This window comes from Glutamicibacter sp. JC586, assembly GCF_009805585.1.
Lineage (GTDB): Bacteria > Actinomycetota > Actinomycetes > Actinomycetales > Micrococcaceae > Glutamicibacter.
In genome coordinates this window covers 1-25,958 of the sequence record NZ_VHIN01000010.1, presented here as the reverse complement: position 1 = coordinate 25,958, position 25,958 = coordinate 1, and the positions used below count along the sequence as shown (strand labels likewise).

Genomic DNA, 25,958 nt, shown 5'->3' with positions numbered 1-25,958 from the left:
TGCGCTTGAGCTAACTAGCTAACAACGTATAACGCCCCTGGGCAAGCCGAAAGGCTTGGCCAGGGGCGTTATACATATCTGGACGATCTACAGCCGCGAAGAACCTTACGAGGCGGTGCTGCCTACCGGAATCTCGTCACCGAGATAAACTTTTCCGCCGCTCTCAAGGAACTCTTGGCTCTTGGCCGCCATGCCCGCCAGAGCGGCTTGAGCTTCGGCTGAGCCGTACTCGTCACGGATATCTTGGGAGATGCGCATCGAGCAGAATTTTGGCCCACACATCGAACAGAAGTGTGCGGTCTTGGCCGGCTCAGCAGGCAAAGTTTCATCGTGGAATTCTTGGGCCGTGACCGGATCCAAGCTCAGCGAGAACTGATCATTCCAGCGGAACTCAAAGCGTGCCTTGCTTAGCGCATCATCACGGGCGCTGGCTCCAGGATGCCCTTTGGCAAGATCCGCAGCATGCGCTGCAATCTTGTAGGTGATTACACCAGTTTTTACATCGTCACGGTTGGGTAGCCCGAGGTGTTCTTTAGGCGTAACATAGCACAGCATGGCGGTGCCATAGCGAGCAATTTCGGTAGCCCCGATGGCACTGGTGATGTGGTCGTAGCCCGGTGCGATATCGGTGACCAATGGGCCCAATGTGTAGAACGGGGCACCATCGCAGAGCTCTTGCTGGCGTTCAACATTTTCACGGACCTTATGGAACGGAATATGACCCGGCCCCTCAACCATGACCTGAACGTCAAAGGCCCAAGCCCGTTTTGTCAGTTCCGCCAGGGTATCCAACTCAGCGAACTGCGCTGCGTCGTTGGCATCAGCGATGGAACCGGGGCGTAGGCCGTCGCCCAGCGAAAACGCTACGTCGTACTGTGCAAAGATTTCACAGAGCTCATCAAAGTGCGTGTACAAGAAATTCTCTTGGTGATGAGCCAAGCACCAGCCGGCCATAATTGAGCCACCGCGAGAAACAATCCCGGTCACACGGTTGGCTGTCAACGGAACATAGCGCAAGAGAACGCCCGCGTGAATGGTCATATAGTCCACGCCTTGCTCGCACTGTTCAATTACGGTGTCTCGGAAAATTTCCCAGGTTAGCTCGTTGGCTTCGCCGTTGACTTTTTCCAGAGCCTGGTAGATCGGAACGGTACCGATAGGTACAGGGGAGTTACGAAGGATCCATTCACGTGTGGTGTGGATGTCATCCCCGGTGGACAGATCCATCACGGTATCGGCGCCCCATTTAGTAGCCCACTGGAGTTTGGAGACTTCCTCAGCGATGGAACTTGTCACTGCCGAGTTGCCTATGTTGGCGTTAATCTTCACGAGAAATGCTTTTCCGATGATCATCGGCTCGGATTCGGGGTGATTGATGTTGGAGGGGATGATGGCTCGTCCCGCTGCAAGTTCACTGCGCACCAGTTCTACGTCGCATTCCTCCCTGAGGGCAACGTACTTCATTTCTGGGGTAATCACACCAGCCCGGGCGTAATGCATTTGGGTTACTCTGGCACCGTCTACGGCCCGCAAGGGCGGAGCAGAACGTCCAGCCCACTCTTCACTGGCCGTGCCTCGGCGGACCGCCGACCGGCCGTCATCGTGCAGATTTCGTTCGCGGCCTTGATAGACCTGAACATCTTCACGCTCTAAAATCCAAGCTTCCCGAAATGGTTGGAGTCCTTGTGTGGGTTCGCTTCCTGGTCCGCTGGTGCGATACACCTGTAGCGGTTCATTGGGCTGGCCATTGGGGGACTCCGCAAGTTCGATTTGCGTGACGGGAACTGATATCCCATCTGATTCGCGCAAAGCGAGGCTGTGGGCAGGGTGCTGTTCAAATTGTTCCATTAAGAAACTCACTTCCTTCGCCGGCATTACCCGGACAGGTTCAACGGTCGCGGACAGCTGCAGTCCGATCTCAGCCCATGCCATGGGGCTCCCGTGTGGTCGCAGACGACACTAGCATGAAAAAATCTGCCAGAGAGAATGAACGCTAAAAATTGACGACATGTCCGGATCAGGAAGTGTTCAGCTAAACGAAAAGAGAGACAATCTGATGTCAGATTGTCTCTCTTATTTCGAGCCCCCTGCCGGAATCGATCCGGCGACCTCGTTCTTACCAAGAACGCGCTCTACCACTGAGCTAAGGGGGCAACGAGTAAATACTCTACACAGGTTTTTGGTGATTGCAAAATCGAGAATCAGTTTGTATCTGAGGTCACAAGCCTCCTACTCAAGACGGGAAAGCATAGATTCCAGGAAGTGCTGAAACGCCAGCGATATTTCCCTGCTGGGTGCATCGAAAATCAATGATTCTTCTTCCCAATGGCCGAGGTGCATGACATGGTGCGGTGGAATCGAGATTGGCTTGTGAAGCCTTCGGGTGGTCGTGGCTGAGGCGAAGCGTTGCACGCTTCTCGTTGGCGCGTCCCTCAATGGCCATGTGGACTTATTCGTTTTAGATACCGCCATGCAGAGTGTTCAAAAAAATCCTCTCTGACCGCAGAATTTCGTTCCGTGAGTAGCGTCACCTAGGCAATTTTGTCCCAGTCGTCGTCCCACCCCGCCCGAAAATTGTTTGATACTTGCGTCTGACTTGGGAAGATGCTTTGAAATTGCCCGGTCAGCTAAGGCAACTAGTGAATTTTTGTTTGAGCCAGAATCCGTGTAGAGTATTTACTCGTTGCCCCCTTAGCTCAGTGGTAGAGCGCGTTCTTGGTAAGAACGAGGTCGCCGGATCGATTCCGGCAGGGGGCTCTGAGTGAGAAGTCGTCTTGGCTTCTACTGGATTGCTTCTCACTTGTGGCGGCGTAGCTCAGCTGGTTAGAGCGCACGACTCATAATCGTGAGGTCCCGGGATCGAGTCCCGGCGCCGCTACAGATTTAGCCCCGAAATCCTTATGGATTTCGGGGCTTTTTCATGTTCTGGAGAGTTAAAGTCTGAAGCGGTAGAAAGCTGAAGACCGCCCGAAGTCAGCACTAGTGATGCTGTCCGTCGGACGGCCTATTGCCTACTCAGGCGATTACTGAGCCTGGTCCTGTGGATCTATCGCATCCTTGGGATATTGTTCCCCCAAAGACGAAGCTTCCTTGGCCAGCATGAGCAGTCCTTGGATGATGTCTGAATCCATCTCATGGTCATCGGGCTGGTCGTTGTTTGCGTCGTGGCCGTGGACTTCGGTATGTAGTCTTTGCATCTGCATGTCGAGCTTCGTGGCGACTGCAGCGGCTTCAGCTAATTCGGTGGCTAGATGAGCTGGGACTTCACCCTCGTACTTGTAGAAAATTTTGTGTTCCAAGCTGGCCCAGAAGTCTTGGGCGATGGTGCGGATCTGTAGTTCAACAATGACGTTCACTGGACCGTCAGAGAGGAACACTGGGATCTCAACTATTGCGTGAACACTCTTGTAGCCGCTCGGTTTCGGATTCTTGATGTAATCCTTGATTTGAATAACGCGGATGTCGTTCTGCGCGGTCAAAGTATTGAGAACTTTATAGATGTCCTTCACGAAACTGCAAGTGATTCGAACACCTGCGATGTCGCTAATGTTTTCTCTGATGGCTGTCAGTGAAGGATGAATCTTTCTCTGGCTCACTTTGCGCATAATGCTCTCGGGAGTTTTCACCCGAGAAGTAATGTGCTCTATGGGGTTGTACTTGTGCAGATACAGAAACTCTTCGCGCAAGATGGAAACCTTTGTGAGGACTTCGTCAACTGCAAATTGGTACTCCATCATGAACCGCTGGAACTGTAGGCGAAACGCCTGAGTCATTTCTTGCAGTTCGGCCGGGCCAACGTTGGGAATCGACGGCAGCGGAACAACATCTTGCCGGTCTTCTTGGAATGGCGTAGAAATCCTAAATCACCTCTACAGGTTGTGGCTATGCCTCAAGACATGAGCACTCTCAACTTAAAGGTTAGGGCAGTCGCCTAAGAATTTGGCAAGAAGACTTCGAGAATCTATCGGGTGTTGAGGCAGTACTGGCCCAAAGAACTCTCGGTCTTCAAATGACGTTGCCTGTCGGCATCCCGATCGTCGTGGCCTATGGTTGATAGGGCAACTTCAGAAAGGTCCTGATGGAATTCGAAAGCGCTGCCCGGCAACTATGTCACGGCATCAGTTTCTCTGAGCACGAGAAAGCCCCCATGCTCCGACTGCGTAAGGTCGAAGAATGGAAGACTGAGTATCTTGAGCTCAACCGTTCTTTGCGCATGGACGTTGGGGACCTGAAATTTTGCCTCGGCTACATCACCATGAACAAAGATGGTTCTCGAAATACTTTGCCGTGTCCTAAGACCAAAGCTCTACGAACCGGCACACAATGCGATAGCTGCCGCAGGTTGGACCATTCAAAGTTCATGCACCACTTCCATAAGACCGGGGAAGCGCCCGAAGGCATGCGTAAATATCTTGAGCAGCCACACTTCCTATACGTGGCGAGCTTTGCTCATGGGGCTACGAAAGTTGGCACCACTTCGACGCAAAGCAAATGGACTCGACTGGCTCAGCAAGGAGCCGTCGTTGCGCGCTATATTGCTCGGGCGAATGATGGCACCGCGATTCGCGTATTGGAAGACCTCGTCACCGAACATGTTTCGCTGACGCAACAGGTGCGACAAAAATCTAAAGTTAAGGGCCTGGTGAGTTGGGAGCTAGATCATGCCCAACTTGATGCCATCAACGAACAAGCAGCAAACAAAGCTCGCGACTTCCTTGGTGCCCAACGGGGTTTGGATACCTACGGCGTACAACTACGTGACCAGGTGTGGCAGCAACCAGCATTTGCTCAGCCGGTGATTGACGCATGGAATAACAAGACTCTGCACGCATGGAATTCTTCACTTCCTGGCACCACCGCCAATTTGCGCATCAGGGGAGTGATCGGTCAAAGCATCATGGCCGATAGCGGAGAGGGAACGACCCTCCGACTACTGGACGCCGCAGAACTCAAAACTCGAGAAGTTCAGTTGCAAGAAAAATATGGAGAATTCCACGAAGAACAGTCAGCGCTGTTCTAAACGGTTATTCTTCGCTGTCAGTGGAGTCACGAGGAAATCTCTGTGATCCAACCAGCCCACAAGCACGAGCTGAACTAGACTTGATCTATGACCAATACTCCCTGGGAAGCTGCCTCACCACGCTATAAGAAGCTTGTCTTTACTGCCATGGCGACCATGGGTGTAGGCATTATCTTGGCGATCATTGGTGCCAACATTCACTCGCTACCCACGGTCTACACGGCGATTGCGATCATGTTCCTGGGCATGCTCGGACATGTTGGAGCAATGATGATCCGGGCCAAGGATGCCCGCCAATGGCGCATTGACAATGGTCTAGCCGCGCCGCGAAAGAAAAAGAACGCGCAGCACGACGGTCAGTAAGACTTAGCAAGACCCAAACATCGATAATGATGTGCTGATTTCAGCGCACCAACGCTGCATCACGTCATTTTCAGTTACACCAACGTTCAGGAGAATCCATGGGCATCAATCCAGATCTGGTGGGGCGAATCTTCCCCGCTGGGCAGTCCTACCAAGTAGGACGCGAAAAGATCCGAGAGTTCGCCACAGCCACCAAGGCCACTTCGCCTGCTCACTACGACGTAGAAGCAGCAAAGGAACTGGGGTATAGCGATGTAGTCGCTCCGCCAACTTTTGCCATCATCGTCGCCCAACGCGCTGACGCACAGCTGATTGCAGACCCAGCATCAGGAATCGACTTCTCACGCGTAGTCCACGCCGATCAGCGCTTCACTCATCACCGCCCGATTGTGGCCGGTGACGAACTGCTAGCTGAACTCTATGTAGACCAAGTCCGTGAAATGGGTGCCGGCGCCATGATCACCACACGCGCCGAAATCACTACCGTAGCCGGCGAAAAAGTCGCAACTACCGTTTCATCGCTACTGGTACGAGCTGAGGACTAAGCATGATTGAATTCGAAACTCTTGAAAAGGGCACCGTCATTGGTTCCCACACTGTGCAGGTCAACCGTGCGGACCTGGTCCGTTACGCGGGTGCCTCAGGCGACTTCAACCCGATTCACTGGAATGAGCGCTTCGCCAAGGAAGTTGAGTTGCCATCGGTGATCGCTCACGGCATGTTCACCATGGGTTCAGTTGTAGATCTTGTCTCACAGTGGGTAGGAAATCCCGGAGCCATCATTGACTACCAGACTCGCTTCACCAAGCCAGTTGTGGTCGAAGATCCTGAGGGAAGTAACCCTGGGGATTATGAAGGCACCAGCATTTTTGTCGAGGGCAAAGTGGGGACGCTGGATGCTGAAAAGCGCACCGCACGCGTTGACTTAGCAGTAACCGCAAATGACAGCAAGGTACTGCTCAAGTGCCAGGTTGTAGTGCAGCTCTAACGATGCCCCTTACCGGTAATGCGCATCCGCCAGTAACGCACTGGCGCAACGCCTTGATGGCCGCCTACCTGGCCAGCGGTCTATTGATCTCCGCCCTGGTATCGAGGCTGCCAGCGGTCCGCGACGCACTAGGACTCGATCACGCCAGCGTGGGACTGCTGCTGTTGTGCATGAGCGCGGGATCATTCCTTTCCGTCTCTGTTTCGGGTCAGCTGGTACTGCGTCTGGGCGCGGCCAACGTGATGCGCATTGCCGCCACACTCAGCGGTGGATCACTGGTCTTTGTCGGCATGAGCACTGGGGTCCTTGAGAACACTTGGGCCGCCGGTATCTTCTTGTTCCTGCAAGGACTAGGATCTGCCTCGTGGAACGTCGCCTCTAATGTCCAAGGTGCAGCGATGGAGCGAGCGCTGGGCAAGAGCATCATGCCGGCACTGCACGGATTCTTCTCTATCGGAACCGTGGTAGGTGCAGGTATTGGCGCTGGGGCTGCGGCCATGAACTTGCCGTTGCAATACCACTATGGCCTTATCGGTGCGATCATTATCGGCACCGTCCTTTATAGCTCTCGGTTCTTCGGTGAAGACTTTAGCCGTACTCCACGTACTTCCGGAGGACCATCGCTATCCCGTGCGTGGAAAGAACCACAAACCGTGCTACTGGGCGTCTTGGTCTTGGGTATGGCGCTCGCCGAAGGTGCGGCGGGGGACTGGGTAGCCTTGGCCCTGGCCGATGGTTATGCAACCAGTGAGGCCACCGGAGCGATCGGCTACGGTGTTTTTGTCACCTCGATGACCACAACCCGACTGCTTTCCGGAGACCTGATCCTGCGGTTGGGACGAGTCATCATGATTCGCGCGAGTGCCGTCTTAGCTTTTGTTGGAGTGCTGCTTTTCGCCTTCGGCCAGAGCCTACCTCTGGCATTTCTCGCGTTGGCCATCTGGGGCATGGGTGTGGCGTTAACCTTCCCACTGGCCATGAGCGCAGCCTCGGATGACCCGATTCATTCGGCAACTCGTGTGGCCGTGGTGTCCACCATCGGCTACGGAGCGTTTTTGGGCGGACCGCCACTGTTGGGACTGCTGGCCGGCGCGATCGGTCTCTTGCCAGCTCTTGGTTCCATCTCGCTGTTGGTGGTGCTTGCCTTTATGCTGTCCAAGAACGCTGCCGGGTACCCACCAGAGCCACACCCGCGCGAAAACTAATACTGTTGACTTGGCGTGAACTTTACGTCTCGACACCGAAAGTACATTGATTCAATGCTGAAGAACCTGACTACCACCCACGTGGGTGGACCGGCGACCCAATTGGTGAGCGCATCCAGCGAAGCGGAGCTGGCCCAAGCCGTGGCTGCCGCAGACAGCGCTGGCCACGACGTTCTACTCATTGGCGGTGGATCCAATTTGGTGATTAGCGATGAAGGCTACGGCGGCGTTGCGGTACAGATTGCTACGCGCGGACTACACACGGACGAGCAACCAAATGGCAAAGTTCTGCTGCGTGCCGCCGCCGGCGAAAGCTGGGACGCGACCGTTGAATTCAGTTTGCTTCAAGGCCTCAGTGGGCTAGAAGCGCTCTCGGGTATCCCGGGAAGCGCCGGAGCGACGCCAGTACAGAACGTTGGAGCCTACGGTGCCGATGTCTCACAGAGCCTGGCCTGGGTGCGCTTGTACGACCGTCAAACCAGCCAAGTGATCAAGTTAGATAACGCAGAACTTGAGTTTGCCTACCGTGACTCGGTGATCAAGCGAACCAGTAACAATGGATCACCACGATATGTGGTGCTTGAAGTAGCATTCCTGTTGGAGCGGACTAGCCAGTCGGCACCAATCCGCTATGCAGAGTTGGCTCGCCGTCTCGACGTTGAGGTAGGACAGAGCGCCGATGCCTTGCTGGTACGCCAGACGGTACTTGAACTGCGCCGCTCCAAGGGCATGGTGTATGACCCTAAAGACGCTGATTCGCATTCCACCGGCTCTTTCTTTACCAACCCAATTGTGGATGCCTCGATTCTGACTTCACTGCCGGAAAACGCACCAAATTATCCGGTGGCTCAAGAAGGTTTGGTCAAGCTGTCGGCCGCATGGTTGATCGACCAGGCAGGCTTCGCTAAGGGCTACGGCCTTGAAGGAACCGACGGATTCGAGATCGCAGGTGGGCGGGCTTCGCTGTCCACTAAACACACCTTGGCAATCACCAACCGTGGCGATGCCAGCGCGACTGACATTGTAGCCATTGCCCGTGCCGTGCGCGCAGGAGTGAACCAGCGCTTCGGCATTAGCCTAGTTAACGAGCCGTTGCTGATTGGCCTGAAGCTCTAGGCTTTCGGACAATCTTTGAACCGATAACTCAACCAAGGAGCACCTGCATGGCTGAACTTACGTTGCGGAAACTTACCTCCGAAGACATCGACTTGCTTGAGGCCAACTTTCAGTCGGTCCACGGCGCCGGTGAAGCTCAGTGGTTCGGGTTCTGGGACACAACCAAACTGCGCACTAGGCTGAGCCAAGATCAATTTATTGGGAGCAATGATGGCGCCCTAGCCGTTTGTTTGGGGGAGCGAACCATCGGCAAGGTCGATTGGTTCACCGTTACCAATTGGGGACGCGCCAATACGTCGGCCTGTTGGGAAATCGCTATTGGTATTTTCGCTGAGCATCGAGGTCGAGGTTTCGGTACACAAGCCCAACGCCTGCTCATCGATTACTTATTCGCGCATTACCCGCGGCACCGGATTCAGGCCACCACTGCGATAGAAAATATAGCTGAGCGCCGAAGCCTTGAGAAGCTTGATTTTGTACAAGAGGGCATTATTCGTCAGGCGCAGTGGCGTGCCGGTGCGTGGCACGACCAGGTGATTTACTCTGTACTACGTGAGCAGTTCGCTGGCTAACGTTATTTGTGACCAAACGGCACAGGCCGGAACAGAATTCGAGTTCTGTTCCGGCCTGTGCCGTTTGTGAAGGTGTCTCTAAGGCTTAGAGGCGGCCCTGAGCAATCGCCAGCATACGGCGAAGCGGCTCAGCGGCGCCCCAGAGCAACTGGTCACCCACGGTGAAAGCCGAGATGTACTCTGGACCCATTTCCAATTTGCGGATACGACCTACAGGAATGTCCAGGGTGCCCGAAGCGGCCACGGGGGTGAGCTGATTCATGGTTGCGTCTTTTTCGTTGGGAACAACCTTGGCCCACTGATTATCCGCTGCCAACAAAGATTCGATCTCAGAAACCGGCAGATCTTCCTTGAGCTTCAAAGTCAGTGCCTGCGAATGTGATCGCATGGCGCCGATACGAACGCACAGTCCATCCATGATGATGTTGTTCTCCGCCGAGGTCTGCAGAATCTTATTGGTTTCTACACCGGCCTTCCACTCTTCCTTGGACTGGCCATTTCCTAGATCAGCATCAATCCAAGGGATCAACGAGCCGCCCAAGGGAACGCCAAACTGTGCTGCGTCCAGGCCACCACGCTGGGTTTCAAGAACCTTGCGGTCGATCTCCAAGATCGCACTAGCTGGGTCGGCAAGCTCAGCTGCTACCGAAGAGTTGATGTCACCGAACTGGGTGAGCAGTTCGCGCATGTGGCGCGCGCCGCCGCCCGAGGCAGCCTGGTAGGTCATCGCGGTGCCCCACTCAACCAGGTTGTTCCTAAATAGACCGCCTAAGCCCATAAGCATGCATGAGACGGTGCAGTTGCCACCAATGAAGTCTTTGACACCGGAGGTCAACGACTGGTCGATGACGTTGCGATTGACCGGGTCCAAAACGATCACGGAGTCATCGTTCATGCGCAGGGTCGAAGCAGCGTCAATCCAGAGCCCATCCCAGCCGGACTTACGCAGTTCTGAGTGAACCTTGGTGGTGTAGTCTCCGCCCTGTGCGGTGACAATAATTGGCAACTTGGCCAGCGTCTGGATGTCATAGGCATCCTCCAAAGCGCCGGCTCCTTCGGCGAATGATGGGGCCTTGCCGCCAGCATTTGATGTCGAGAAAAACACCGGGTCAATCGAAGCGAAGTCGCCCTCGTCTAGCATGCGCTGCATCAGCACGGAGCCGACCATGCCACGGTAACCTACAAAACCAACAGATGAAGTCATTCATCCATCGTAGGGGCGTTTGGCCAACGGAGCCCGATTCGTTACAGGAGTTAAAGCAGAATCACACCCAAGCCCCAGAAGGGTTCAGGTGTGATTCGGTACAGAGAAAGTATTACTTTTCCTCAAGAGCTCTCTTGCGATTGTTGATCGCCCAGACCGCGGCGAAGATGAAGATCTGTGCAGGTACCAACAACAAGATCAGGCCAAATATCTTGTGCCCACCTAGCACCATGAAGAAGCCCAAAACCGCAACAACAAGTGCTAACAGAGGGAAGAGCATATAGCCCAAAACAAACAGCGCTTCAGGGTGCGTCTTGAGTTCGCCAATGTATTTTTTCATGGTGGTATTAGTCTTTCTTCCGCAGCCAAGTTTCAAAGCGGTAGCCAATACCGCTGGAGGAGGAGTGCCAAGCTGATTCAGTTGACTCAACTGAAGGATCGCTGGTTCCCATTACGAAGTCTTCGGAAAGGACTGGGGCAGAAGTGTCACCCTCAGGAGTCAGATCCAATTTGGTAATCACCGCAACATCCAGCAGGGGTAGCGCTTGAGCATAGACCTTTCCGCCGCCAATGATCCAGATTTCTTCAGATCCCGCAGTCTTTCGTGCTAATGATAGGGCTTCGTCGAGGCTAGTTGCTACCACCGCCCCATCCGCGCGAAGCTGAGCGTGAGCGTCTTTCTGAGAAGTTAAGACGATGTTGGTGCGTCCTGGCAGTGGTCGGAACTTTGCCGGGAAGGAATCCCACGTGGCTCGTCCCATAATGACCGGGTGTCCGGCGGTAATACGCTTAAAGTGTGCCAAGTCCTCTGGAACGTGCCATGGCATGGAACCTTGAAAACCGATTATTCCATTGGTTGCCTGGGCCCAAATAGCACCGAGCACTGGTTCGAGCTGATCCGCGTGGCGCGAAACTTGGGTCATACGGCGACTTTTCCCTTGATCGTCGGGTGATGCTGGTAATCGTTGATGCTGAAGTCTTCCAGCGTGTAGTCGAAAATCGACTTAGGCTTTGAATTGAAGCTCAACGTTGGGTACGGGTATGGATCGCGGGAGAGCTGTTCCTTTACCTGCTCCAAATGATTGGTGTAGATATGAACGTCACCGCCGGTCCAGATAAATTCGCCTGGCTCAAGATCGAGCTGCTGAGCAAGCATGCAGGTCAGTAGCGCGTAAGAGGCGATGTTGAATGGTACGCCCAAGAACATGTCCGCACTGCGCTGGTACAGCTGGCAGGAGAGCTTGCCGTCTGCTACGTAGAACTGGAAAAACACGTGGCACGGTGGCAATGCCATGTTTTGGATTTCGGATACGTTCCAGGCCGACACGATGTGTCGACGGGAATCTGGGTTGTTGCGTAGTGCTTCAACGAGTTCCGAAATTTGGTCGATATGACCGCCATCTGGGGTTGGCCAGCTACGCCACTGGACGCCGTAAACCGGGCCGAGTTCACCATCTTCATCGGCCCATTCGTTCCAAATGCGTACGCCGTTGTCTTGTAGCCACTTCACATTGGATTCCCCACGCAGGAACCACAGAAGTTCAGCCGCTACAGACTTAAAATGCACGCGTTTGGTGGTGATCAACGGAAAAGAATCCTGAAGATCAAAGCGGATCTGACGACCGAAGACTGAAAGAGTTCCAGTGCCTGTGCGGTCTTCTTTAGAAGTGCCGTTTTCCAGCACGTCTTTGAGCAAGTCTTCATATGGAGTCGCGATGTTCACGCAACCTAGTTTAGTTCACCGCGCACCATGCCGACACTACGAGAAGGATGATACGCGTCGCACGGCTGCACATTAGCTCGGCTTGACAACCATGTCGTTATATTCCGGGTATCGACGCAGGTAGTCCTGGACATAGCTACATTCTGGAATGATCTTCAGCCCTTGGCTTCTGAACTGATCCAGCACCAAGGTCACGAGTGCTCGGGCGTATCCACGACGGCCGAACTCTTCATTGACAATCGTGTGCTGGATGGTGACTACATCATCTTCTTGGTGGTAACCGATGAAACCAATAAACGTGGAACCGTGCCAGAGTGAAAAACGTCCGCGACTGGCATCATGATCAAGACGCAGGCCGTGGTGAACGACTTTATCAACTGGCTTCTGTGGCTGTTGCTCGGTCATTGCGGTTCCTCGATTTCGGATGGGGGAGAAGTGCTTAGTACAGTCTTATCCCTAATCGCAGCCACATGCAACGGGTTGGAGAACTTCGTCCGGATACAGCTTTGCCCGGCAAAATTGCCGGGCAAAGCTCAGGGCTAGTCGTGGAATGGAGTATGGATTTCGAATGACACTATTCGTGGCTTGGCACCAGCAACCTGTTGGGCCACGATGATGGACCCCGGCTCTAGATAAGGATTAAGTTCGGGCAAAGCCTTGGCTAGTTCAGCTGTCGAATTCTTCGCCAGTACTTCTATGACTATGGGCAACACCGGACGGTGCGTGCAGATGGCCTGCGAGCGGTACTTATTAAGCAGTTTCTGCACAGCCCTGCGAGCACGCTCTGGGTGACGATTGGCCGAGTGCTCGGTCAGCGCCTTAACGCTCTTGATCTTCATCGCGTGCAACGTGGCGTAGGGTGCCACGGTCTGAACGCACCGTATCCAAGGGGAAGAAGCGACGTTGGCAGGTTGCCAAGCTTCGAGCATGCGTGAAAGGGCTTGGGCCTGGCGTCGCCCGGTGGCGGCCAAAGGTCGATCCCCTTCAGCCTTGGTCCAGTTTCCACGAGGCTTGGCCTTGGCATGGCGAACAATCAACACCGGTTGGGCGTTGAGCGTCCCATTCTTATGCGCCTTGGCCAGATCCGCCAGAGGCTGAGCATCGGTCGGGTTGCTCAACATTTCCCGCGCCCTTTTTACGCTCACCCACTGAGTCTGATCGCATTCTGCGCCATCAGGTTCAACGATCGTCTGAGGATCAGTTTTCGCTGCCCAGTAGTACACAACCTTGGACTTGTTCTTCACTGAGTACGCTGTGGCGGAAAGTGGCAGCCCCAAGGTGATACGAAGCCCTATTTCCTCACGAACTTCACGGATAGCGCACTCGGCAATGGACTCACCGGCATCTAGTTTGCCTTTGGGCCACGACCAGTCATCATACTTCGGACGATGAATGAGTAGGACTTGTAATTTTCCATCAACTATCCGATAAGGGATCGCACCGGCAGCGATGATTTCGTAATCGCCGAGGGCGATCTCTTCAGCATCAGTTGAGCGGATTATTTCACGAACTCGAGCATGAGAATCGCGTAGTTCAAGATCGTTCACTAGCTGTTACGCCCACTATTGCGTCGGCGTGCATGCTCGTCGATCAGCCAGAACTGAACGTCAGTCAGTGGCTTACCTTCATCATCTTGGTAGTGACGGATCCATTCGCCTTCAGAGTTCAGATGCCACGAAGCGGTCTTGTCGTTCATGTAGAGCTCAAGCTGGTGAATCAGATCATCGACGTCGTCTTTGTTGCTCAGGGAGACAAGGGCTTCAACGCGGCGATCTAGGTTGCGGTGCATCATGTCTGCCGAACCGATGTAAACCAGCGGGTCACCGCCGTTGGCAAACATGAACACTCGACTGTGTTCTAGGAACCGGCCCAAGATGGAACGTACTTCAATGTTTTCACTGAGCCCTGGTACTCCTGGGCGCAGGGCGCAAATGCCACGAACAATAACTTCTACCTTGACCCCGGCTTGGCTGGCTCGGTACAGCGCATCAATGATGACTTCATCAACAATTGAGTTGACTTTGATGACTACCTTGGCGTCGATTCCAGACTTGGCGTTGGAAATTTCGTTCTCAATATGAGTGAGTAGGCCGGTACGTACCGAACGCGGTGCGACCAACAAACGGCTGTATGTGGAACGCGGGGCATAGCCCGAAAGCTGGTTGAACAGCTTCGAAACGTCTTCGCCTACGGCATCATCACAGGTGAGCAACCCGAAGTCCTCGTAATAACGGGCGGTACGTGGGTGGTAGTTACCGGTACCGATGTGGCAGTAGCGGCGCAACTTATCGCCCTCGCGGCGAACAACCAATGACAGTTTGGAGTGGGTCTTCAATCCAACAATTCCATAGACCACGTGCACGCCGGCTTGTTCTAGCTTGCGGGCCCAGCTGATGTTTGCCTGCTCATCAAAACGAGCCTTGATTTCCACCAAGGCCAAAACCTGTTTGCCGGCCTCTGCAGCATCAATCAACGCATCAACGATCGGTGAATCACCACTGGTGCGGTAGAGCGTTTGCTTGATAGCCATGACTTTAGGGTCAGCTGCAGCCTGCTCCAAGAACGCTTGAACGCTGGTAGAGAAAGAATCATAGGGGTGGTGCAACAAGATGTCGCGGCGACGTACGGCGGCAAAGACGTTGGCTGCCTTGGCGGTTTCCGACTCGTTGAGGTAACGAGAGGTGTGGCCGACGTGCTTGGGGTAATGCAGCTCGGCACGTTCCAGGGAAGCGATGACGCCTAGTCCGCGCAGATCCAACGGGGTTGGCAGTTTGAAGACTTCGTCTTCCTCAACGGCCAATTCCCTGGTGAGCAGCTCCATGATTTCCGGGTTGATGTCATCGGCGACTTCAAGACGTACCGGAGGACCGAAGCGGCGACGCAACAGTTCCTTTTCCAAAGCCTGCAAGAGGTTCTCGGCGTCATCTTCTTCAACTTCCAGATCTTCATTGCGGGTGACGCGGAAGAAATGGTGTTCGACAATTTCCATGCCCGGGAAGAGCAGCTCTAGGTGTACGGCGATCAGTGCCTCAAGCGGAATAAAACGAGCGGTCTTGTGGGACGAATGTGCCGCACGGGTACCATCGATGCTGATCAAGCGACGGATGGTATCGGGCACTTTTAGTCGGGCAAAGAGCTGCTTTCCGGTGAGCGGATTGCGCACCACAACAGCCAGGTTCAATGACAAACCGGAGATGTAAGGGAACGGGTGGGCTGGGTCAACGGCTAGCGGGGTGAGGACCGGGAAGACCTGGGAGACAAACCACTTGGAAAGGGTATCGCGCTCGGTAGCGGAGAGCTGATCCCAGGTGGTGATACGGATGCCTTGCTCCGCTAGGTCGGGGGAGACCGACTCGGAGAAGACGTTGGCATGGCGGGTCTGCAGTGCGTGAGCGGAGGAGAGCAATAGCTCCAGCTGATCCACCGGGCTCATGCCGTTAGGGGCCGGGACCGCAAGACCAGCGGCAATGCGTCGTTTCAATCCGGCCACGCGAACCATGAAAAATTCGTCAAGATTGGAAGCGAAAATCGACAAGAAGTTCACGCGTTCGAGCAACGGCAAGGTGACATCTTCTGCCAACTCAAGAACTCGCGCGTTGAAGTGCAACCAGCTCAGTTCACGATCAAGGAAACGCTCGTTGTGGAACTCTCCATCCGGGTGTAAATCCGGAATGATATCGGCTGGTTCTATTCGGTCCTCATTGACCTTGGAGGAAGGAACATCACTTAGTCGAGGAGTAGTTTCCTTGGGGGAGCTATTCATCTGCCGAACTCATTTCTTCTTGCCAGAAGTGCTAAAAACACCTTGTGAAGGCGGTCCCATTTAGTACACAGGACCGCCAGTATCACTATTCTATCGGCTGGGGACCGTACATAATGTCTGCATCCCAAAGTGTGAAGCCAAGGGAACGGTAGAGCTTCACGGCCGGCTCATTTTCGGCATCAACGTAAAGGATGACAGAGTCCACGCCCTGCTCCAGAAGGTAATTGATTCCGGTCGTTGTTAGCGAGCGACCCAGACCCAGCCCCTGGGCTTGGGGAAGCACACCAACGACGTAAACTTCCCCGGTGGGGCGAATGGAATCGCCCGAAGCCTGATGGATTTTGGTCCAGTGATAGCCGACAAGTTCATGCTCGTCGTTGAAGGCGAGGAAGAAACCGGAAGGGTCAAACCAGTCCTCGTTCATTCGAGCCTCAAGGTCATTAAGTGTTAACGATCCCTGCTCGGGGTGACGAGCAAAGGCCTGCGAATTAGATTCCAACCATGCCGGTTCGTCTTCGCCAACGCGGAATGAACGTACGGTGATGCGGCGATCCAATGGAGCTTCCTCAAGGAAGTCGGTGCCTTCCCGGCGCATACGGTACAGCTCGCGCACTCGGTTCATTCCGATACGTGAGGCCAGCTTCTTTGCCGCTTCGTGGTCTCCATGCGCCCAGGCCTGTACCTGAGGTAGATCGATAAGTTCGCTGAGCTTGGTCAGCAGTGCGCGACCAATGCCGGTTTGGCGGTGATCTGGATGCACCACTAATTCGAGAACCCATGGCTGATCGGCCGCTTCGCGCACGACCACGGCGATACCCGCGAGCGCGGAATCGGTACCTTCGCCGACTTCAGCTAGCAAAGTGAGGATATTTTCGCTGGGGTCTTCTGCAGCAAGGGCGACCAGAGTTTGATCGCTTAGCGGCGGATTCCCGTCAGCATTCAATGAATCCTTAGCAAGCTGACGCACGTCACTAAGCGTGCGCTCATCAAGGTCCAAAGAGACTTGGCGAATCGTTACTGTGGTTTGTGGCAGTTCACTCATATCTTCACGATAGTCGGTGAAGGAATGAACCCGCCATAAATTAGCTGAAAGTTATGATTCAGTGTGGAAACGGTATCCGACGTTACGAACTGTTCCGATGAGTTGTTCGTGATCAGTACCCAGTTTTGCGCGAAGGCGACGAACATGAACGTCAACCGTACGCGTGCCCCCGTAGTAGTCGTAGCCCCAAACTTCATGGAGCAACTGTTCGCGGGTGAAAACTCGACCAGGGAACTGAGCCAGATACTTCAGCAGCTCAAATTCTTTGTACGTCAGATCCAGCATGCGGTTATCGATGCGCGCGGTATAGCTCAGCTCGTCGATGCGTAGCCCAGAGGTATTTTCCGTGGGCTCCGGTGCGACAGTGCTGGTTGGAATGGTTGCGAGCATCAAGCGGATACGTGCATCAAGCTCAGCGGGAATAGCTGAAGGCAACAAGAAATCTGCTGCGTGCCATTCCGCATTCAAAATTCCCAATGCCCCTTCACTTACAACCAAGAGAAGCGGTAGGTTCAGATTTGCGTGCAAGAGCTGGGCCAGAGAACGCGCTGGAATGAGTTCGGTGCGAGCATCCAAAATGACTGCGTCACATTCCGGAATCTGGCTCAACGATTCGGTCGTTGCCGGAAGAAAAGAAATCTCATGCAGTAGTAATTCGAGCGCGGGAAGAACTTCGGCCGCGTTTTCGGCATGATTGCTAAGTAGCAGTAGGTGGGCCAATAGGTCGTCCTCCTACCAAGTTGTTGCGATTAAATGTTCTTTACGTGTCACAGTATAAAGAACGAATCACTTGAACCTTGCATGTGAACACGCAGATGCAGACACATTACCGTCAGGAATCCTAGTTTGAGAATCAAAGTCCTATTGTGCGGGCTCGTCGCAGTCGCCCTATTGGCCGGGGCTGCAAGCCTTTCGTCGTTGACGTGGCCAATGGGAGTAGTGACCGCAATATTACAACTGATTTTTGCTTTCACATGGCCTCGGATGGTCCGCTCAGATGCGCCGTGGCCGATCTCCATCATCATCGCTATATGTTCCCTAGCGGCGACCGCGGCAACGATCTTCATGCCAGGTTCATCCGTGATGTCACATGGCGTAGAAGTTATCGCTGTTGGTGTGCTGCTGGTCTTCATCTCTCAGGTACTTCGAGGAGCAGAAGCTGAAGGCCGACTTGCTGGAGTGGTCTCAGGTGTGACTGGCATGGTGCTTGGCGTTCTAGGTTCAGCCTGGGCTGCCAGCGCACAAGTTTCCTACGGCTTCGGTATCGCAGTGGTCACCGTCATTGCACTTCTTGGCGCCGGCGCGATTGGTGTGACTCGACTTCCTAATCGCATCACCATGATCTTGGCTCCGCTGGTAGCAGTGGCTCTGGGTGCTGCCGCCAGTGCGCTGCCCATTGATATTCTCTGGTACCAAGGCGCCGTGATCGGATTGATTGCAGGACTTCTTGTCGGATCATTACGAGCTTTGGCGTTGGCTAGTCGAAGCGTCAGGAATCTGAGCGGCATTCTGGGCCTGTCCTCGGGAATTATCTTGCTCAGCGGGGCCTCCAGTTGGTACATCATGGAAGTTCTTGCCTTCATCTAGAAGCAATTTGAAAGAACTGGGTGCGGGCTACGTCACGCGTGTCGAAGTTCTCCTTCGTATCGCGCTAAGATGAAGCCATGAATGAAAATTATCTTGCACTCGAAATTTTCTTCCAGGCACTCGTTGTGATCGCCGGTCTTGGTATGGCGGGCTTTGCAGGCTTGGTAGTGAAGCGTCTCTTCCAGGGTCAGAAGTAGGTCAAAAGCAAAAGCAGCGCACACAATAACGTGTGCGCTGTTTTTCATTTCACCAATGAATTAGAGGAAGCGAGCAGTCCATGGCATTTGATCTCCCAACGGACCTCACCCCCGAACTCGTACCTTTCGCTTGGCTCATTGGCACCTGGGAAGGTGCTGGTCGGCTTGGTGAAGGCGAGGCTGAGGACGAATACTTTTGGCAGCAAGTCACCTTCCGTGACATAGGCGGCCCATATCTTGAGTACCGTAGCGAATCATGGCTTACCGAAGCCGATGGCACTAAGCTACGCATCCTTGCCGTTGAAAACGGATTCTGGTCCCTGGACCGCGAACAGCAAGAAGCTGATGCAGGTCCTGGTATGACCCCAGGAGATGTCTTCCCTGTACTTCGTTCAGCCGACGACGTACAGAAGCTGCACACCGATGAAGGGTTCAAGATTCAGGCGCACATCGTGCACCCTGGTGGCCTGTCGGAGTTGTACTACGGATTGATTGACGGACCACGCATACAACTGGCCACTGAAGGTCTGTTGCGTAGCAAAAACGCCAAGGACTATGCCTCATCGACTCGCATCTATGGGTTGGTTAACGGTGAATTGTTCTGGCGTTGGGATGTATCGCAGGGCAACTTGGACTTGCAGGCTCACGCCTCGGCAGCACTCAAACGCGTTGCCGTTGAAGATTCGGTGAACGAGGCATGATCGAAAACTACCGCTCGGTCTTGCTTTCCCGGCAGGGAGCTGTGGAGGCAGGAGGCGTCGATGCAGGCGTCGCGGCCCACTACGGTGCACCCACTCGTGAAGCACGCAAGCTAGCTGAAGGCCAGGCCATTGCTGATCTAAGCCATTTCGATATTCTCGAAATTCGTGGCGAGGACCGTCAAAGCTGGCTTGATACGCTCAGTACTCAACGCATCAACACGCTCAAACCAACGCAGAGCACTCAGACGCTGTTGCTCTCCGTGCAGGGCCGTATCGAGCATGAGATGAAGGTGCTGGCTGACCAGGACCGACTGCTGCTCATCGTTGAACCAGGCGCAGGTGTAGCTCTGGAGCAGTTCTTGAACTCCATGCGATTCATGCTGCGTGTCGAGGTGAATAACCTGTCTGCGAGCCATGGTGTACTCGCCGCTACCCGCCAAATCCCTAGTGCCGGATCCCTTGTGTGGGTCGACCCGTGGCCAGGGGTTGTTGAAGGAGGCTGGGCCTACTCACGTGAGGAGCACCCGGGCAACGACCGTTCGTGGTTATTGCACGTGGTGGCACTGGAGCAGCTTGAAGATGCTGTAGCCGATGAAGAATTGGCCGGCATGATGGCAGTTGAATCCTTGCGCATTGCCGCATGGGAACCACGCTTTGGTTCTGAGATCGATGAGAAAATCATTCCGCATGAACTGGACTGGTTGCGCACTGCGGTGCACCTTGAAAAGGGTTGTTACAAGGGGCAGGAAACTGTGGCCCGAGTGCACAACATTGGTCACCCGCCACGTCGTGTGGTCTTCCTAGACCTCGATGGTTCAATGCATACCTTGCCTGCGAGTGGCGCCGAGGTGAAACTCGGTGAGCGCACCGTCGGCCGCATCACCTCGGCAACCTTGCACTATGAGGCAGGTCCGATAGCCCTGGCCGTGATCAAACGCAATGTTGATCCAGAGGCTGTGCTCACCGTTGTTGATGGAGAGACCAGCTATCCAGCATCACAGGATGTCATTGTGACTCCTGACGCTGGGCAGGTCGCAGGACGTTTCACCGGCTTCCTACGTACGCCACCACAGGGCTAACGAAGTAAGATTCAGCGTGCACGACGTATCGTCTGTTTTATAAAGAGCTAGGGCCGAGAATGCACAGCGTTCTCGGCCCTAGTTCTATGCTGAGGTTGCTTATCCGAACAGGACCGCTGCCTCTTCATAACGATCCATTGGAACGCGCTTCAGGTTGTTCAGCGCAGCGCGCAGCGGCACACGTAGAACCTTGGTGCCGTGCAGGGCCACCATGGTGCCCCAAGCGTTCTCGTTGACCGAGTTCACCGCAGCCATGCCCAAGCGGGTAGCCAATACACGGTCAAAAGCGGTAGGGACGCCGCCGCGCTGGATGTGGCCAAGCACAGTTGCGCGGGTTTCGATTCCGGTGCGCTCTTCAATAACTGGCGCCAGCATTTCACCGATGCCGCCCAAACGAGCACGACCGAAGGTATCAACGCCACGCACCGAGAAAGCTTCTTCCATGCCTTCGGGCACAAAGCCTTCAGCCACCACTACCAATGGAGCACGTCCGCGTTCGTGTGCTTCTTCTACCCACTGGCAGATCTGCTCCATTGGGGTCGCCACCTCGGGAATGAGGATGGCGTGGGCGCCCGATGCCATACCGGCGTGCATGGCGATCCAGCCAACGTGACGACCCATCACTTCGGCCACCATGCACCGGTGATGCGAATCGCCGGTGGTACGCAGGCGGTCAATAGCTTCGACAGCGATCTGGTTAGCGGTATCAAAACCGAAGGTGTAGTCGGTAGCGTCTAAGTCATTGTCGATGGTCTTGGGAACACCAACGATGGGTAAACCCTCGGCGCACAGGCGCTGCGCGCCGGCTAAGGTTCCTTCGCCACCGATGGCGATTAATGCGTCGATGTTGTTTTCTTTGAGTACCCGTGAGATGTTCTCAGCCCCACCGAGCTCACCTTCAAACGCGTTGGTGCGAGAAGTGCCAAGAATGGTTCCACCTTGCTTCGCGATGCCGCGAACTGCGGTACGTGGCAGGTCGAAGAGGTCTCCTTCTTTGACTCCGCGCCAGCCGTCCCGGAAACCTACGAATTCGTAGTCGTAGCTTTTGATGCCGTTGAGTACGGCACCGCGGATCACAGCATTTAGACCAGGGCAGTCTCCGCCTGAAGTCATGATTCCAACGCGCATGAGGCCTCACTAAGTTAAACATTGGAAAGTCTCGTGCACTAAGTGGTGCGCAGTTTCGACGAAACATTGCTAGAGCAGCAGAGATTTCCATTCGGATGTCAATTAATTGCCGCGCGCCTTTGAGCATCAATTCTGCATGACAGTCTACGTGCTTAAAGCCACAAGGGCGAGTTGCAGGTCACCGAAATGACCGCGTCTCGCCCTTATTTTGGAGCTATGCAAGTGAAATCCGCGAAACATTGCGGAAATCTTGGGTGCTTAGAACTTGCTCAACCATTTCTGCAAGATGATGCTGCCGTCCTGTGCGGGAATCAAGATCCACGCGACGATGTAGGCGGCGATGCCGATGAAGGGCAGCAAGAACGAAAGCAAGAGTCCGATACGGACTAGAGTGACATCCCAACCGAACTTGTCAGCGATGCCGCCTGCGATTCCACCGACCATGCGTGAAGGGCCTCGGCGGATTGGCATTGAGCGAAGAGAATTGAAGAAAGCGTCCATGGTGGTACTCCTTAGGTTGGTGTATTGAACAATTGAATGTTTACAGATTTGGGTCGGCTGGTGCTGGGATCTCAGATTCGCGATTGCGACGTTTGCCGGCTGAAGCGATCCCAGAAACGATCATCGCAAGTCCAGCAAAGGCCACCACGATAATAAAGAACAACGGCATGTCGAGAGACCAGTTAAGTATCGTGCGACTCAATGTGGCTACGGCGACAACAATCAGAATCAGCCCGAAGACCAAAGTTCCGGTGGGGAACTTCTTAGGCTGAGTTGAATCAGTATTCATGGTTGTTCACTCCTTAGAATTCGGGATTAACGGTCACGGCAGAACCGGTGGTGACTACTTCAGTATCGAAAGCGGAGAAGAGACCATCAACTTCAACGGTCAACACTGGAGCGTCGGCCGGGAAGTTGCGTTCATCCTGCGGTAGCTCGCCATCCGAGTGGGAATTGAATACGCCGTCGTTGACAATTCGAACTGGAACATCAGCAGGCAACTTCAGATCAAGTTTCGAAAAGACTGAATCAACTTTCACCGTCGTGGGGGAGGTGATGGAATTCAGGTAGGTCAGATCCACGTCAGACTTGCTGAAGACTGCACTGTATTCGTTGCTTGATGAATCTGAACGGACAACGTTTCTCTCTGATGTGCCAAGCGTTGATCCTGAAAAGACCAGAGTGAGCACCAGCAATGGAACGGCAATACCGTGAAGCCCACCGGTGGTACGTCCGGCAATTGACGCAAGCACGATCGTTAAGCCAGTGACAAAGAGCCCCGCTGCTAGTGCTACGCTCCAACCAGCTCCTGGAAGCTGAACGAAGTTCAGGTAATCCGCGCAGAGTACGCCAGCCATGACGAGGATGACCAGACCGATCACTGTGGTGGACACCCAGTTTGGAATTGGAGGGGCTAGCCGTGCTTTGTTCGGAGGCTTTGGCTTCGAATTTTTCTGCGTATACGGGTGGGTCTGTGCTGAGTCCGTACCGTACGAGTAGTCATAGCTGTAGCTATAACCGTTCTGTTTTGGCTCAGATGGGTCAGATGCCATGACTTGTTCCTCCTGATTGGTGCTCCCCGTAGAGGAGGTGCCATTCGAAACTGCTGCGCTACTGCTAAAACTTTGTGCGTCAGTGCGCCAGGTCTTCTCCATGGCTGTCGTATGTGAGGTTGGATCCGGTGTCTTCTTTGCCGTGCGAGGCTGATAAGGCCGCGGCTTATCAAACTTGGTGTTCTTGCGACTGAAAATGATGAACAAGATTCCCGCTGCAATGGCCAGCGGCCAGACGACCGGAGTTACGGAATCCAAGATCCACTGAGCGGGGAAGATTCCCAGAAAAACAACTACCGTTGCGCCAGTCATTCCACTGGTCCAGTTCTTCTTCAGCGCCTGCTCAAAGTGAATGCGTCCCTGTTCATCTGGAAGGAACGCCCAGGCCAATCCATAAAGGATCAGCCCCAAGCCACCAAGGAAGCTGAGCACCACCACGATGCCACGTGCCAAGATCACGTCGATCTTGAAATAGTCTGCGATTCCGGTAGCGACTCCGCCTAACCACCGTGATTCCTTGCGGATTATTGGTGAATTGCCCAGCTGATGAAAAAAGCCGCGACGCCCGGACTGAGAATTGTTCATGTCTCTATGATCTCGTGCGCACTGTGTCTGCCGCTATGAGGGGATACCCTGAACTTCCCCTAGGGGTCACCCTAGATGTGCTGATCAAACACCAAAAATCGAAGATAACGTGCTTGACTTAGTCCTATGGAATCTCCAGAACGTCGCCCCTTAGTGCGCAGTGAGAAGCGCATGATTGCCGGCATTAGCGGTGGGCTCTCGGAACATCTGGGTATTCCACTGAACTACGTCCGTCTAGGGTTCATTGCCCTGACCGCCCTTGGCGGGGTGGGTGCGGTGCTATACGCCTGGCTCTGGGTTTTTGTTCCTAGTGCCGAAGAAGCCCAAGCCGATGAACTTCGTTCGTGGGGGACTCGCACGCGCAGCTTGGCTGAAGAGATGACGCGGGTTCAACAAGGAATTTTTCGTTCGCGCGAGGGCTTCGAAGCTAATTCCTCGTGGCGCGAAGTTCTGATCGGTAGTGGGCTAGTAGTCCTGGCAATTCTGGCATTGGCTCAATGGTCCGGGTGGAATATTCGGTGGGACCTAATCTGGCCTGGATTGGGAATTCTCGCCGGCATTTTATTGGCATGGCTACAGCTTGACGAACAGTCCACGAAAACCACCAAGAAATATTCTCGTCCAGTTCTGATCAGGTTGGGCCTGGGCCTGCTGCTGGTGATCGGTGGTTTACTGACTATTCTCAGTGGCGCCGTTGGAATCTCGGACTTGCTCGGCGGGATGTGGGCGGCGCTGGCGATCATCGCAGGATCGGTCGTAGTTCTCTTGCCATGGGGCACAAGACTTTGGCGCGATTTCTTGGCAGAGCGCAGTTCGAGACAAGCCGCCGCGCAGCGGGCCGAATTTGCCGCCCACCTGCACGACTCAGTACTGCAGACCTTGGCCGTCATCCAGAAACGCAGTGACGACCCGGCCGCCGTACGGACTTTGGCCAGAATTCAAGAACGAGAACTACGGCAGTGGCTTTATGGAAACCAAGACCTTGACGATGAAGATGTCGTAGTTGAGATTCAGCATGAAGCCAATGACATTGAGCAATTACTCCTCCGCGACGTGGAAGTCATCGCCGTAGGTAACGCTCAAGGATTTGATGGTCAACAGGCCTTGGTCGCCGCTTCCAGAGAAGCCATGATGAATGCTGCCAAGCATGCAGAAGGAAAAATTTCTGTATATGTTGAGTGTTCTAAGGAATCCGTGGAGGTCTTCATTCGTGATCGTGGTCAGGGCTTCGAGATGGACGAAGTTCCTGAGGATCGTCACGGCGTACGCGAATCAATTATCGGACGGATGCACCGGGCTGGCGGCACAGCGGAAATACGCAGCAGCGAAACTGGTACCGAAATACAACTGAGCATGCCACGGAGCACAACGCAGGAAGAGCAAACATCATGAGCACGGAAAATAATACTCAGAGCTATCGTGTTGTCCTGGTGGATGATCACGCCATCTTCCGCTCTGGACTCAAGGCAGATCTTGCTAGTGACATGCATATAGTTGGAGAAGCTGGAACCGTGGAAGAAGCCATCACGGTGATCAATGAGCAGAAACCTGACGTTGTCTTACTGGATGTACACCTACCGGGAGGACGAGCGGGCGGAGGAGCCGAAGTACTCAAAAATTGTGCGGACCTGCTGGCCACCACCAAATTCTTGGCCCTCAGCGTTTCTGATGCTGCTCAAGACGTGGTGACGGTCATCCGTGCTGGCGCCCGAGGCTATGTCACCAAGAGTATTTCGGGCGCTGAAATCTCGGATGCAGTACGACGGGTAGCTGCCGGAGACGCGGTCTTCTCACCACGCTTGGCAGGCTTTGTCTTAGATGCTTTTGGCAGCAGCTCCGCGGTCTCCGATATCGATGAAGAGCTGGACTTGCTCTCGGATCGGGAGCTGCAGGTGATGCGTTTGATTGCACGCGGTTACAGCTACAAAGAGGTGGCTAAAGAATTATTTATCTCGGTCAAGACCGTGGAATCGCATGTCTCTAACGTTTTGCGCAAACTACAGCTTTCTAATCGGCATGAGCTTACGCGCTGGGCTGTGGACCGCAAGATTCTCTAAGCCCCAAGTGTTCTAACCCAACGTGTAGGTATGTATAGATAGGGCGGGGTTCGGCAAGTATTTACTTGCCGAACC

The 25,958-nt window shown here is 54.2% G+C and carries 27 protein-coding genes, 3 tRNA genes and 1 riboswitch; of the genes, 14 read left to right on the top strand and 16 right to left on the bottom strand.

The genetic code is table 11. The features are described from left to right. Positions 1 to 105 precede the first annotated feature (105 nt). Entirely contained in the window at positions 106 to 1,848 is a 1,743-nt protein-coding gene (gene thiC, locus FJV47_RS08080) for a phosphomethylpyrimidine synthase ThiC (RefSeq protein ID WP_159611847.1), read from the bottom strand. Next, positions 1,844 to 1,953, bottom strand: a riboswitch (TPP riboswitch). (Overlaps the previous gene by 5 nt.) A 128-nt stretch (positions 1,954 to 2,081) precedes the next feature. Then, a tRNA-Thr gene (locus FJV47_RS08075) sits at positions 2,082 to 2,153 on the bottom strand. Between the two features lie 532 nt (positions 2,154 to 2,685). On the opposite strand from FJV47_RS08075, the gene FJV47_RS08070 reads away from it, so the two are divergent. Together FJV47_RS08070 and FJV47_RS08065 are read left to right on the top strand one after the other, a co-directional pair. Then, positions 2,686 to 2,757, top strand: a tRNA-Thr gene (locus FJV47_RS08070). 47 nt (positions 2,758 to 2,804) lie between these two features. Then, positions 2,805 to 2,878, top strand: a tRNA-Met gene (locus FJV47_RS08065). A gap of 145 nt (positions 2,879 to 3,023) precedes the next feature. Here the strand turns inward: FJV47_RS08065 and FJV47_RS08060 are convergent. Further along, positions 3,024 to 3,773, bottom strand: a complete 750-nt coding sequence (locus FJV47_RS08060) for a GTP pyrophosphokinase family protein (protein WP_159611846.1) — start codon at positions 3,771 to 3,773, stop codon at positions 3,024 to 3,026. Positions 3,774 to 4,078: 305 nt separating this feature from the next. Here FJV47_RS08060 and FJV47_RS08055 point away from each other — a divergent pair, with 305 nt between their 5' ends. From FJV47_RS08055 to FJV47_RS08025, 7 genes are all read left to right on the top strand, one after another. After that, positions 4,079 to 5,020 (top strand): DUF2797 domain-containing protein, encoded by a 942-nt coding sequence (locus FJV47_RS08055; RefSeq protein WP_159611845.1) that lies wholly within the window; start codon positions 4,079 to 4,081, stop codon positions 5,018 to 5,020. An 87-nt stretch (positions 5,021 to 5,107) separates the two neighbouring features. Then, a complete protein-coding gene (locus FJV47_RS08050; protein ID WP_159611844.1) occupies positions 5,108 to 5,383 on the top strand; it encodes a hypothetical protein in 276 nt (91 codons plus the stop codon). A gap of 98 nt (positions 5,384 to 5,481) precedes the next feature. Next, positions 5,482 to 5,928, top strand: coding sequence for a MaoC family dehydratase N-terminal domain-containing protein (locus FJV47_RS08045; protein WP_159611843.1), 447 nt, complete (start codon positions 5,482 to 5,484; stop codon positions 5,926 to 5,928). A 2-nt stretch (positions 5,929 to 5,930) separates the two neighbouring features. Next, positions 5,931 to 6,371 carry a MaoC family dehydratase gene (locus FJV47_RS08040; RefSeq protein ID WP_159611841.1) on the top strand — a complete coding sequence of 147 codons (441 nt, stop codon included), beginning with the start codon at positions 5,931 to 5,933 and terminating at the stop codon, positions 6,369 to 6,371. Further along, positions 6,347 to 7,576 (top strand): MFS transporter, encoded by a 1,230-nt coding sequence (locus tag FJV47_RS08035; RefSeq protein ID WP_370515004.1) that lies wholly within the window; start codon positions 6,347 to 6,349, stop codon positions 7,574 to 7,576. Before FJV47_RS08040 ends, FJV47_RS08035 begins: the two co-directional genes overlap by 25 nt. 54 nt (positions 7,577 to 7,630) lie before the next feature. Further along, complete coding sequence (locus FJV47_RS08030; RefSeq protein WP_159613074.1) at positions 7,631 to 8,692, top strand: UDP-N-acetylmuramate dehydrogenase; 1,062 nt, start codon at positions 7,631 to 7,633, stop codon at positions 8,690 to 8,692. Between the two features lie 47 nt (positions 8,693 to 8,739). Continuing rightward, entirely contained in the window at positions 8,740 to 9,264 is a 525-nt protein-coding gene (locus FJV47_RS08025) for a GNAT family N-acetyltransferase (protein WP_159611839.1), read from the top strand. Positions 9,265 to 9,349: 85 nt separating this feature from the next. Here the strand turns inward: FJV47_RS08025 and asd are convergent, their stop codons facing one another. From asd to FJV47_RS07980, 9 genes are all read right to left on the bottom strand, one after another. Beyond that, positions 9,350 to 10,468 (bottom strand): aspartate-semialdehyde dehydrogenase, encoded by a 1,119-nt coding sequence (asd, locus tag FJV47_RS08020; RefSeq protein WP_159611837.1) that lies wholly within the window; start codon positions 10,466 to 10,468, stop codon positions 9,350 to 9,352. Between the two features lie 112 nt (positions 10,469 to 10,580). Next, a complete protein-coding gene (locus FJV47_RS08015) occupies positions 10,581 to 10,808 on the bottom strand; it encodes an NF038396 family protein (protein ID WP_159611835.1) in 228 nt (75 codons plus the stop codon). A 7-nt stretch (positions 10,809 to 10,815) separates the two neighbouring features. Next, complete coding sequence (locus tag FJV47_RS08010) at positions 10,816 to 11,391, bottom strand: dihydrofolate reductase (RefSeq protein WP_159611833.1); 576 nt, start codon at positions 11,389 to 11,391, stop codon at positions 10,816 to 10,818. Then, a complete protein-coding gene (locus tag FJV47_RS08005) occupies positions 11,388 to 12,191 on the bottom strand; it encodes a thymidylate synthase (protein WP_159611831.1) in 804 nt (267 codons plus the stop codon). Before FJV47_RS08005 ends, FJV47_RS08010 begins: the two co-directional genes overlap by 4 nt. A gap of 72 nt (positions 12,192 to 12,263) precedes the next feature. Then, positions 12,264 to 12,596, bottom strand: a complete 333-nt coding sequence (locus tag FJV47_RS08000) for a GNAT family N-acetyltransferase (protein WP_159611829.1) — start codon at positions 12,594 to 12,596, stop codon at positions 12,264 to 12,266. Between the two features lie 134 nt (positions 12,597 to 12,730). Then, the gene (locus FJV47_RS07995; RefSeq protein WP_159611827.1) at positions 12,731 to 13,738 is read right to left on the bottom strand and encodes an NUDIX hydrolase; all 1,008 of its coding nucleotides are present in this window, start codon (positions 13,736 to 13,738) and stop codon (positions 12,731 to 12,733) included. Then, the gene (locus FJV47_RS07990; RefSeq protein ID WP_159611825.1) at positions 13,738 to 15,954 is read right to left on the bottom strand and encodes an RNA degradosome polyphosphate kinase; all 2,217 of its coding nucleotides are present in this window, start codon (positions 15,952 to 15,954) and stop codon (positions 13,738 to 13,740) included. The genes FJV47_RS07995 and FJV47_RS07990 overlap by 1 nt, the downstream gene beginning before the upstream one ends. Before the next feature lie 85 nt (positions 15,955 to 16,039). Beyond that, positions 16,040 to 16,996, bottom strand: a complete 957-nt coding sequence (gene mshD / locus FJV47_RS07985) for a mycothiol synthase (protein WP_159611823.1) — start codon at positions 16,994 to 16,996, stop codon at positions 16,040 to 16,042. 51 nt (positions 16,997 to 17,047) lie between these two features. After that, positions 17,048 to 17,716, bottom strand: coding sequence for a response regulator transcription factor (locus FJV47_RS07980; RefSeq protein WP_159611821.1), 669 nt, complete (start codon positions 17,714 to 17,716; stop codon positions 17,048 to 17,050). A 219-nt stretch (positions 17,717 to 17,935) separates the two neighbouring features. Here FJV47_RS07980 and FJV47_RS07975 point away from each other — a divergent pair, with 219 nt between their 5' ends. The 3 genes from FJV47_RS07975 to FJV47_RS07965 all read left to right on the top strand — a co-directional run bounded on the left by FJV47_RS07975 (position 17,936) and on the right by FJV47_RS07965 (position 20,560). Then, entirely contained in the window at positions 17,936 to 18,583 is a 648-nt protein-coding gene (locus FJV47_RS07975; RefSeq protein WP_159611819.1) for a hypothetical protein, read from the top strand. Between the two features lie 277 nt (positions 18,584 to 18,860). Then, positions 18,861 to 19,481, top strand: a complete 621-nt coding sequence (locus FJV47_RS07970) for an FABP family protein (protein ID WP_159611817.1) — start codon at positions 18,861 to 18,863, stop codon at positions 19,479 to 19,481. Then, positions 19,478 to 20,560, top strand: coding sequence for a folate-binding protein YgfZ (locus FJV47_RS07965; RefSeq protein ID WP_159611815.1), 1,083 nt, complete (start codon positions 19,478 to 19,480; stop codon positions 20,558 to 20,560). Before FJV47_RS07970 ends, FJV47_RS07965 begins: the two co-directional genes overlap by 4 nt. A 99-nt stretch (positions 20,561 to 20,659) precedes the next feature. Here the strand turns inward: FJV47_RS07965 and FJV47_RS07960 are convergent, their stop codons facing one another. From FJV47_RS07960 to FJV47_RS07945, 4 genes are all read right to left on the bottom strand, one after another. Further along, entirely contained in the window at positions 20,660 to 21,688 is a 1,029-nt protein-coding gene (locus FJV47_RS07960) for a 6-phosphofructokinase (protein WP_159611813.1), read from the bottom strand. Positions 21,689 to 21,946: 258 nt separating this feature from the next. Continuing rightward, complete coding sequence (locus FJV47_RS07955) at positions 21,947 to 22,189, bottom strand: PspC domain-containing protein (protein WP_159611811.1); 243 nt, start codon at positions 22,187 to 22,189, stop codon at positions 21,947 to 21,949. A 40-nt stretch (positions 22,190 to 22,229) separates the two neighbouring features. Continuing rightward, the gene (locus tag FJV47_RS07950; protein ID WP_159611809.1) at positions 22,230 to 22,478 is read right to left on the bottom strand and encodes a hypothetical protein; all 249 of its coding nucleotides are present in this window, start codon (positions 22,476 to 22,478) and stop codon (positions 22,230 to 22,232) included. Between the two features lie 13 nt (positions 22,479 to 22,491). After that, entirely contained in the window at positions 22,492 to 23,826 is a 1,335-nt protein-coding gene (locus tag FJV47_RS07945) for a PspC domain-containing protein (RefSeq protein WP_159611807.1), read from the bottom strand. A 126-nt stretch (positions 23,827 to 23,952) separates the two neighbouring features. Between FJV47_RS07945 and FJV47_RS07940 the strand changes: the two genes are divergently transcribed. Then, entirely contained in the window at positions 23,953 to 25,218 is a 1,266-nt protein-coding gene (locus tag FJV47_RS07940) for an ATP-binding protein (protein ID WP_159611805.1), read from the top strand. Continuing rightward, positions 25,215 to 25,883, top strand: a complete 669-nt coding sequence (locus FJV47_RS07935) for a response regulator transcription factor (RefSeq protein ID WP_159611803.1) — start codon at positions 25,215 to 25,217, stop codon at positions 25,881 to 25,883. Before FJV47_RS07940 ends, FJV47_RS07935 begins: the two co-directional genes overlap by 4 nt. Positions 25,884 to 25,958: the final 75 nt, after the last annotated feature.

Coding starts and splice junctions, on each gene's coding strand:
- thiC (WP_159611847.1), bottom strand. CDS start 1,848: ATGGAACAATTTGAACAGCACCCTGCCCACAGCCTCGCTTTGCGCGAA.
- FJV47_RS07965 (WP_159611815.1), top strand. CDS start 19,478: ATGATCGAAAACTACCGCTCGGTCTTGCTTTCCCGGCAGGGAGCTGTG.
- FJV47_RS07990 (WP_159611825.1), bottom strand. CDS start 15,954: ATGAATAGCTCCCCCAAGGAAACTACTCCTCGACTAAGTGATGTTCCT.
- FJV47_RS08030 (WP_159613074.1), top strand. CDS start 7,631: ATGCTGAAGAACCTGACTACCACCCACGTGGGTGGACCGGCGACCCAA.
- FJV47_RS08060 (WP_159611846.1), bottom strand. CDS start 3,773: ATGACTCAGGCGTTTCGCCTACAGTTCCAGCGGTTCATGATGGAGTAC.
- FJV47_RS07960 (WP_159611813.1), bottom strand. CDS start 21,688: ATGCGCGTTGGAATCATGACTTCAGGCGGAGACTGCCCTGGTCTAAAT.
- FJV47_RS07940 (WP_159611805.1), top strand. CDS start 23,953: ATGGAATCTCCAGAACGTCGCCCCTTAGTGCGCAGTGAGAAGCGCATG.
- FJV47_RS07945 (WP_159611807.1), bottom strand. CDS start 23,826: ATGAACAATTCTCAGTCCGGGCGTCGCGGCTTTTTTCATCAGCTGGGC.
- FJV47_RS08040 (WP_159611841.1), top strand. CDS start 5,931: ATGATTGAATTCGAAACTCTTGAAAAGGGCACCGTCATTGGTTCCCAC.
- FJV47_RS08010 (WP_159611833.1), bottom strand. CDS start 11,391: ATGACCCAAGTTTCGCGCCACGCGGATCAGCTCGAACCAGTGCTCGGT.
- FJV47_RS08025 (WP_159611839.1), top strand. CDS start 8,740: ATGGCTGAACTTACGTTGCGGAAACTTACCTCCGAAGACATCGACTTG.
- FJV47_RS08055 (WP_159611845.1), top strand. CDS start 4,079: ATGGAATTCGAAAGCGCTGCCCGGCAACTATGTCACGGCATCAGTTTC.
- FJV47_RS08000 (WP_159611829.1), bottom strand. CDS start 12,596: ATGACCGAGCAACAGCCACAGAAGCCAGTTGATAAAGTCGTTCACCAC.
- FJV47_RS07955 (WP_159611811.1), bottom strand. CDS start 22,189: ATGGACGCTTTCTTCAATTCTCTTCGCTCAATGCCAATCCGCCGAGGC.
- FJV47_RS07970 (WP_159611817.1), top strand. CDS start 18,861: ATGGCATTTGATCTCCCAACGGACCTCACCCCCGAACTCGTACCTTTC.
- FJV47_RS07950 (WP_159611809.1), bottom strand. CDS start 22,478: ATGAATACTGATTCAACTCAGCCTAAGAAGTTCCCCACCGGAACTTTG.
- FJV47_RS08045 (WP_159611843.1), top strand. CDS start 5,482: ATGGGCATCAATCCAGATCTGGTGGGGCGAATCTTCCCCGCTGGGCAG.
- mshD (WP_159611823.1), bottom strand. CDS start 16,996: ATGAGTGAACTGCCACAAACCACAGTAACGATTCGCCAAGTCTCTTTG.
- FJV47_RS07935 (WP_159611803.1), top strand. CDS start 25,215: ATGAGCACGGAAAATAATACTCAGAGCTATCGTGTTGTCCTGGTGGAT.
- FJV47_RS08050 (WP_159611844.1), top strand. CDS start 5,108: ATGACCAATACTCCCTGGGAAGCTGCCTCACCACGCTATAAGAAGCTT.
- FJV47_RS08015 (WP_159611835.1), bottom strand. CDS start 10,808: ATGAAAAAATACATTGGCGAACTCAAGACGCACCCTGAAGCGCTGTTT.
- asd (WP_159611837.1), bottom strand. CDS start 10,468: ATGACTTCATCTGTTGGTTTTGTAGGTTACCGTGGCATGGTCGGCTCC.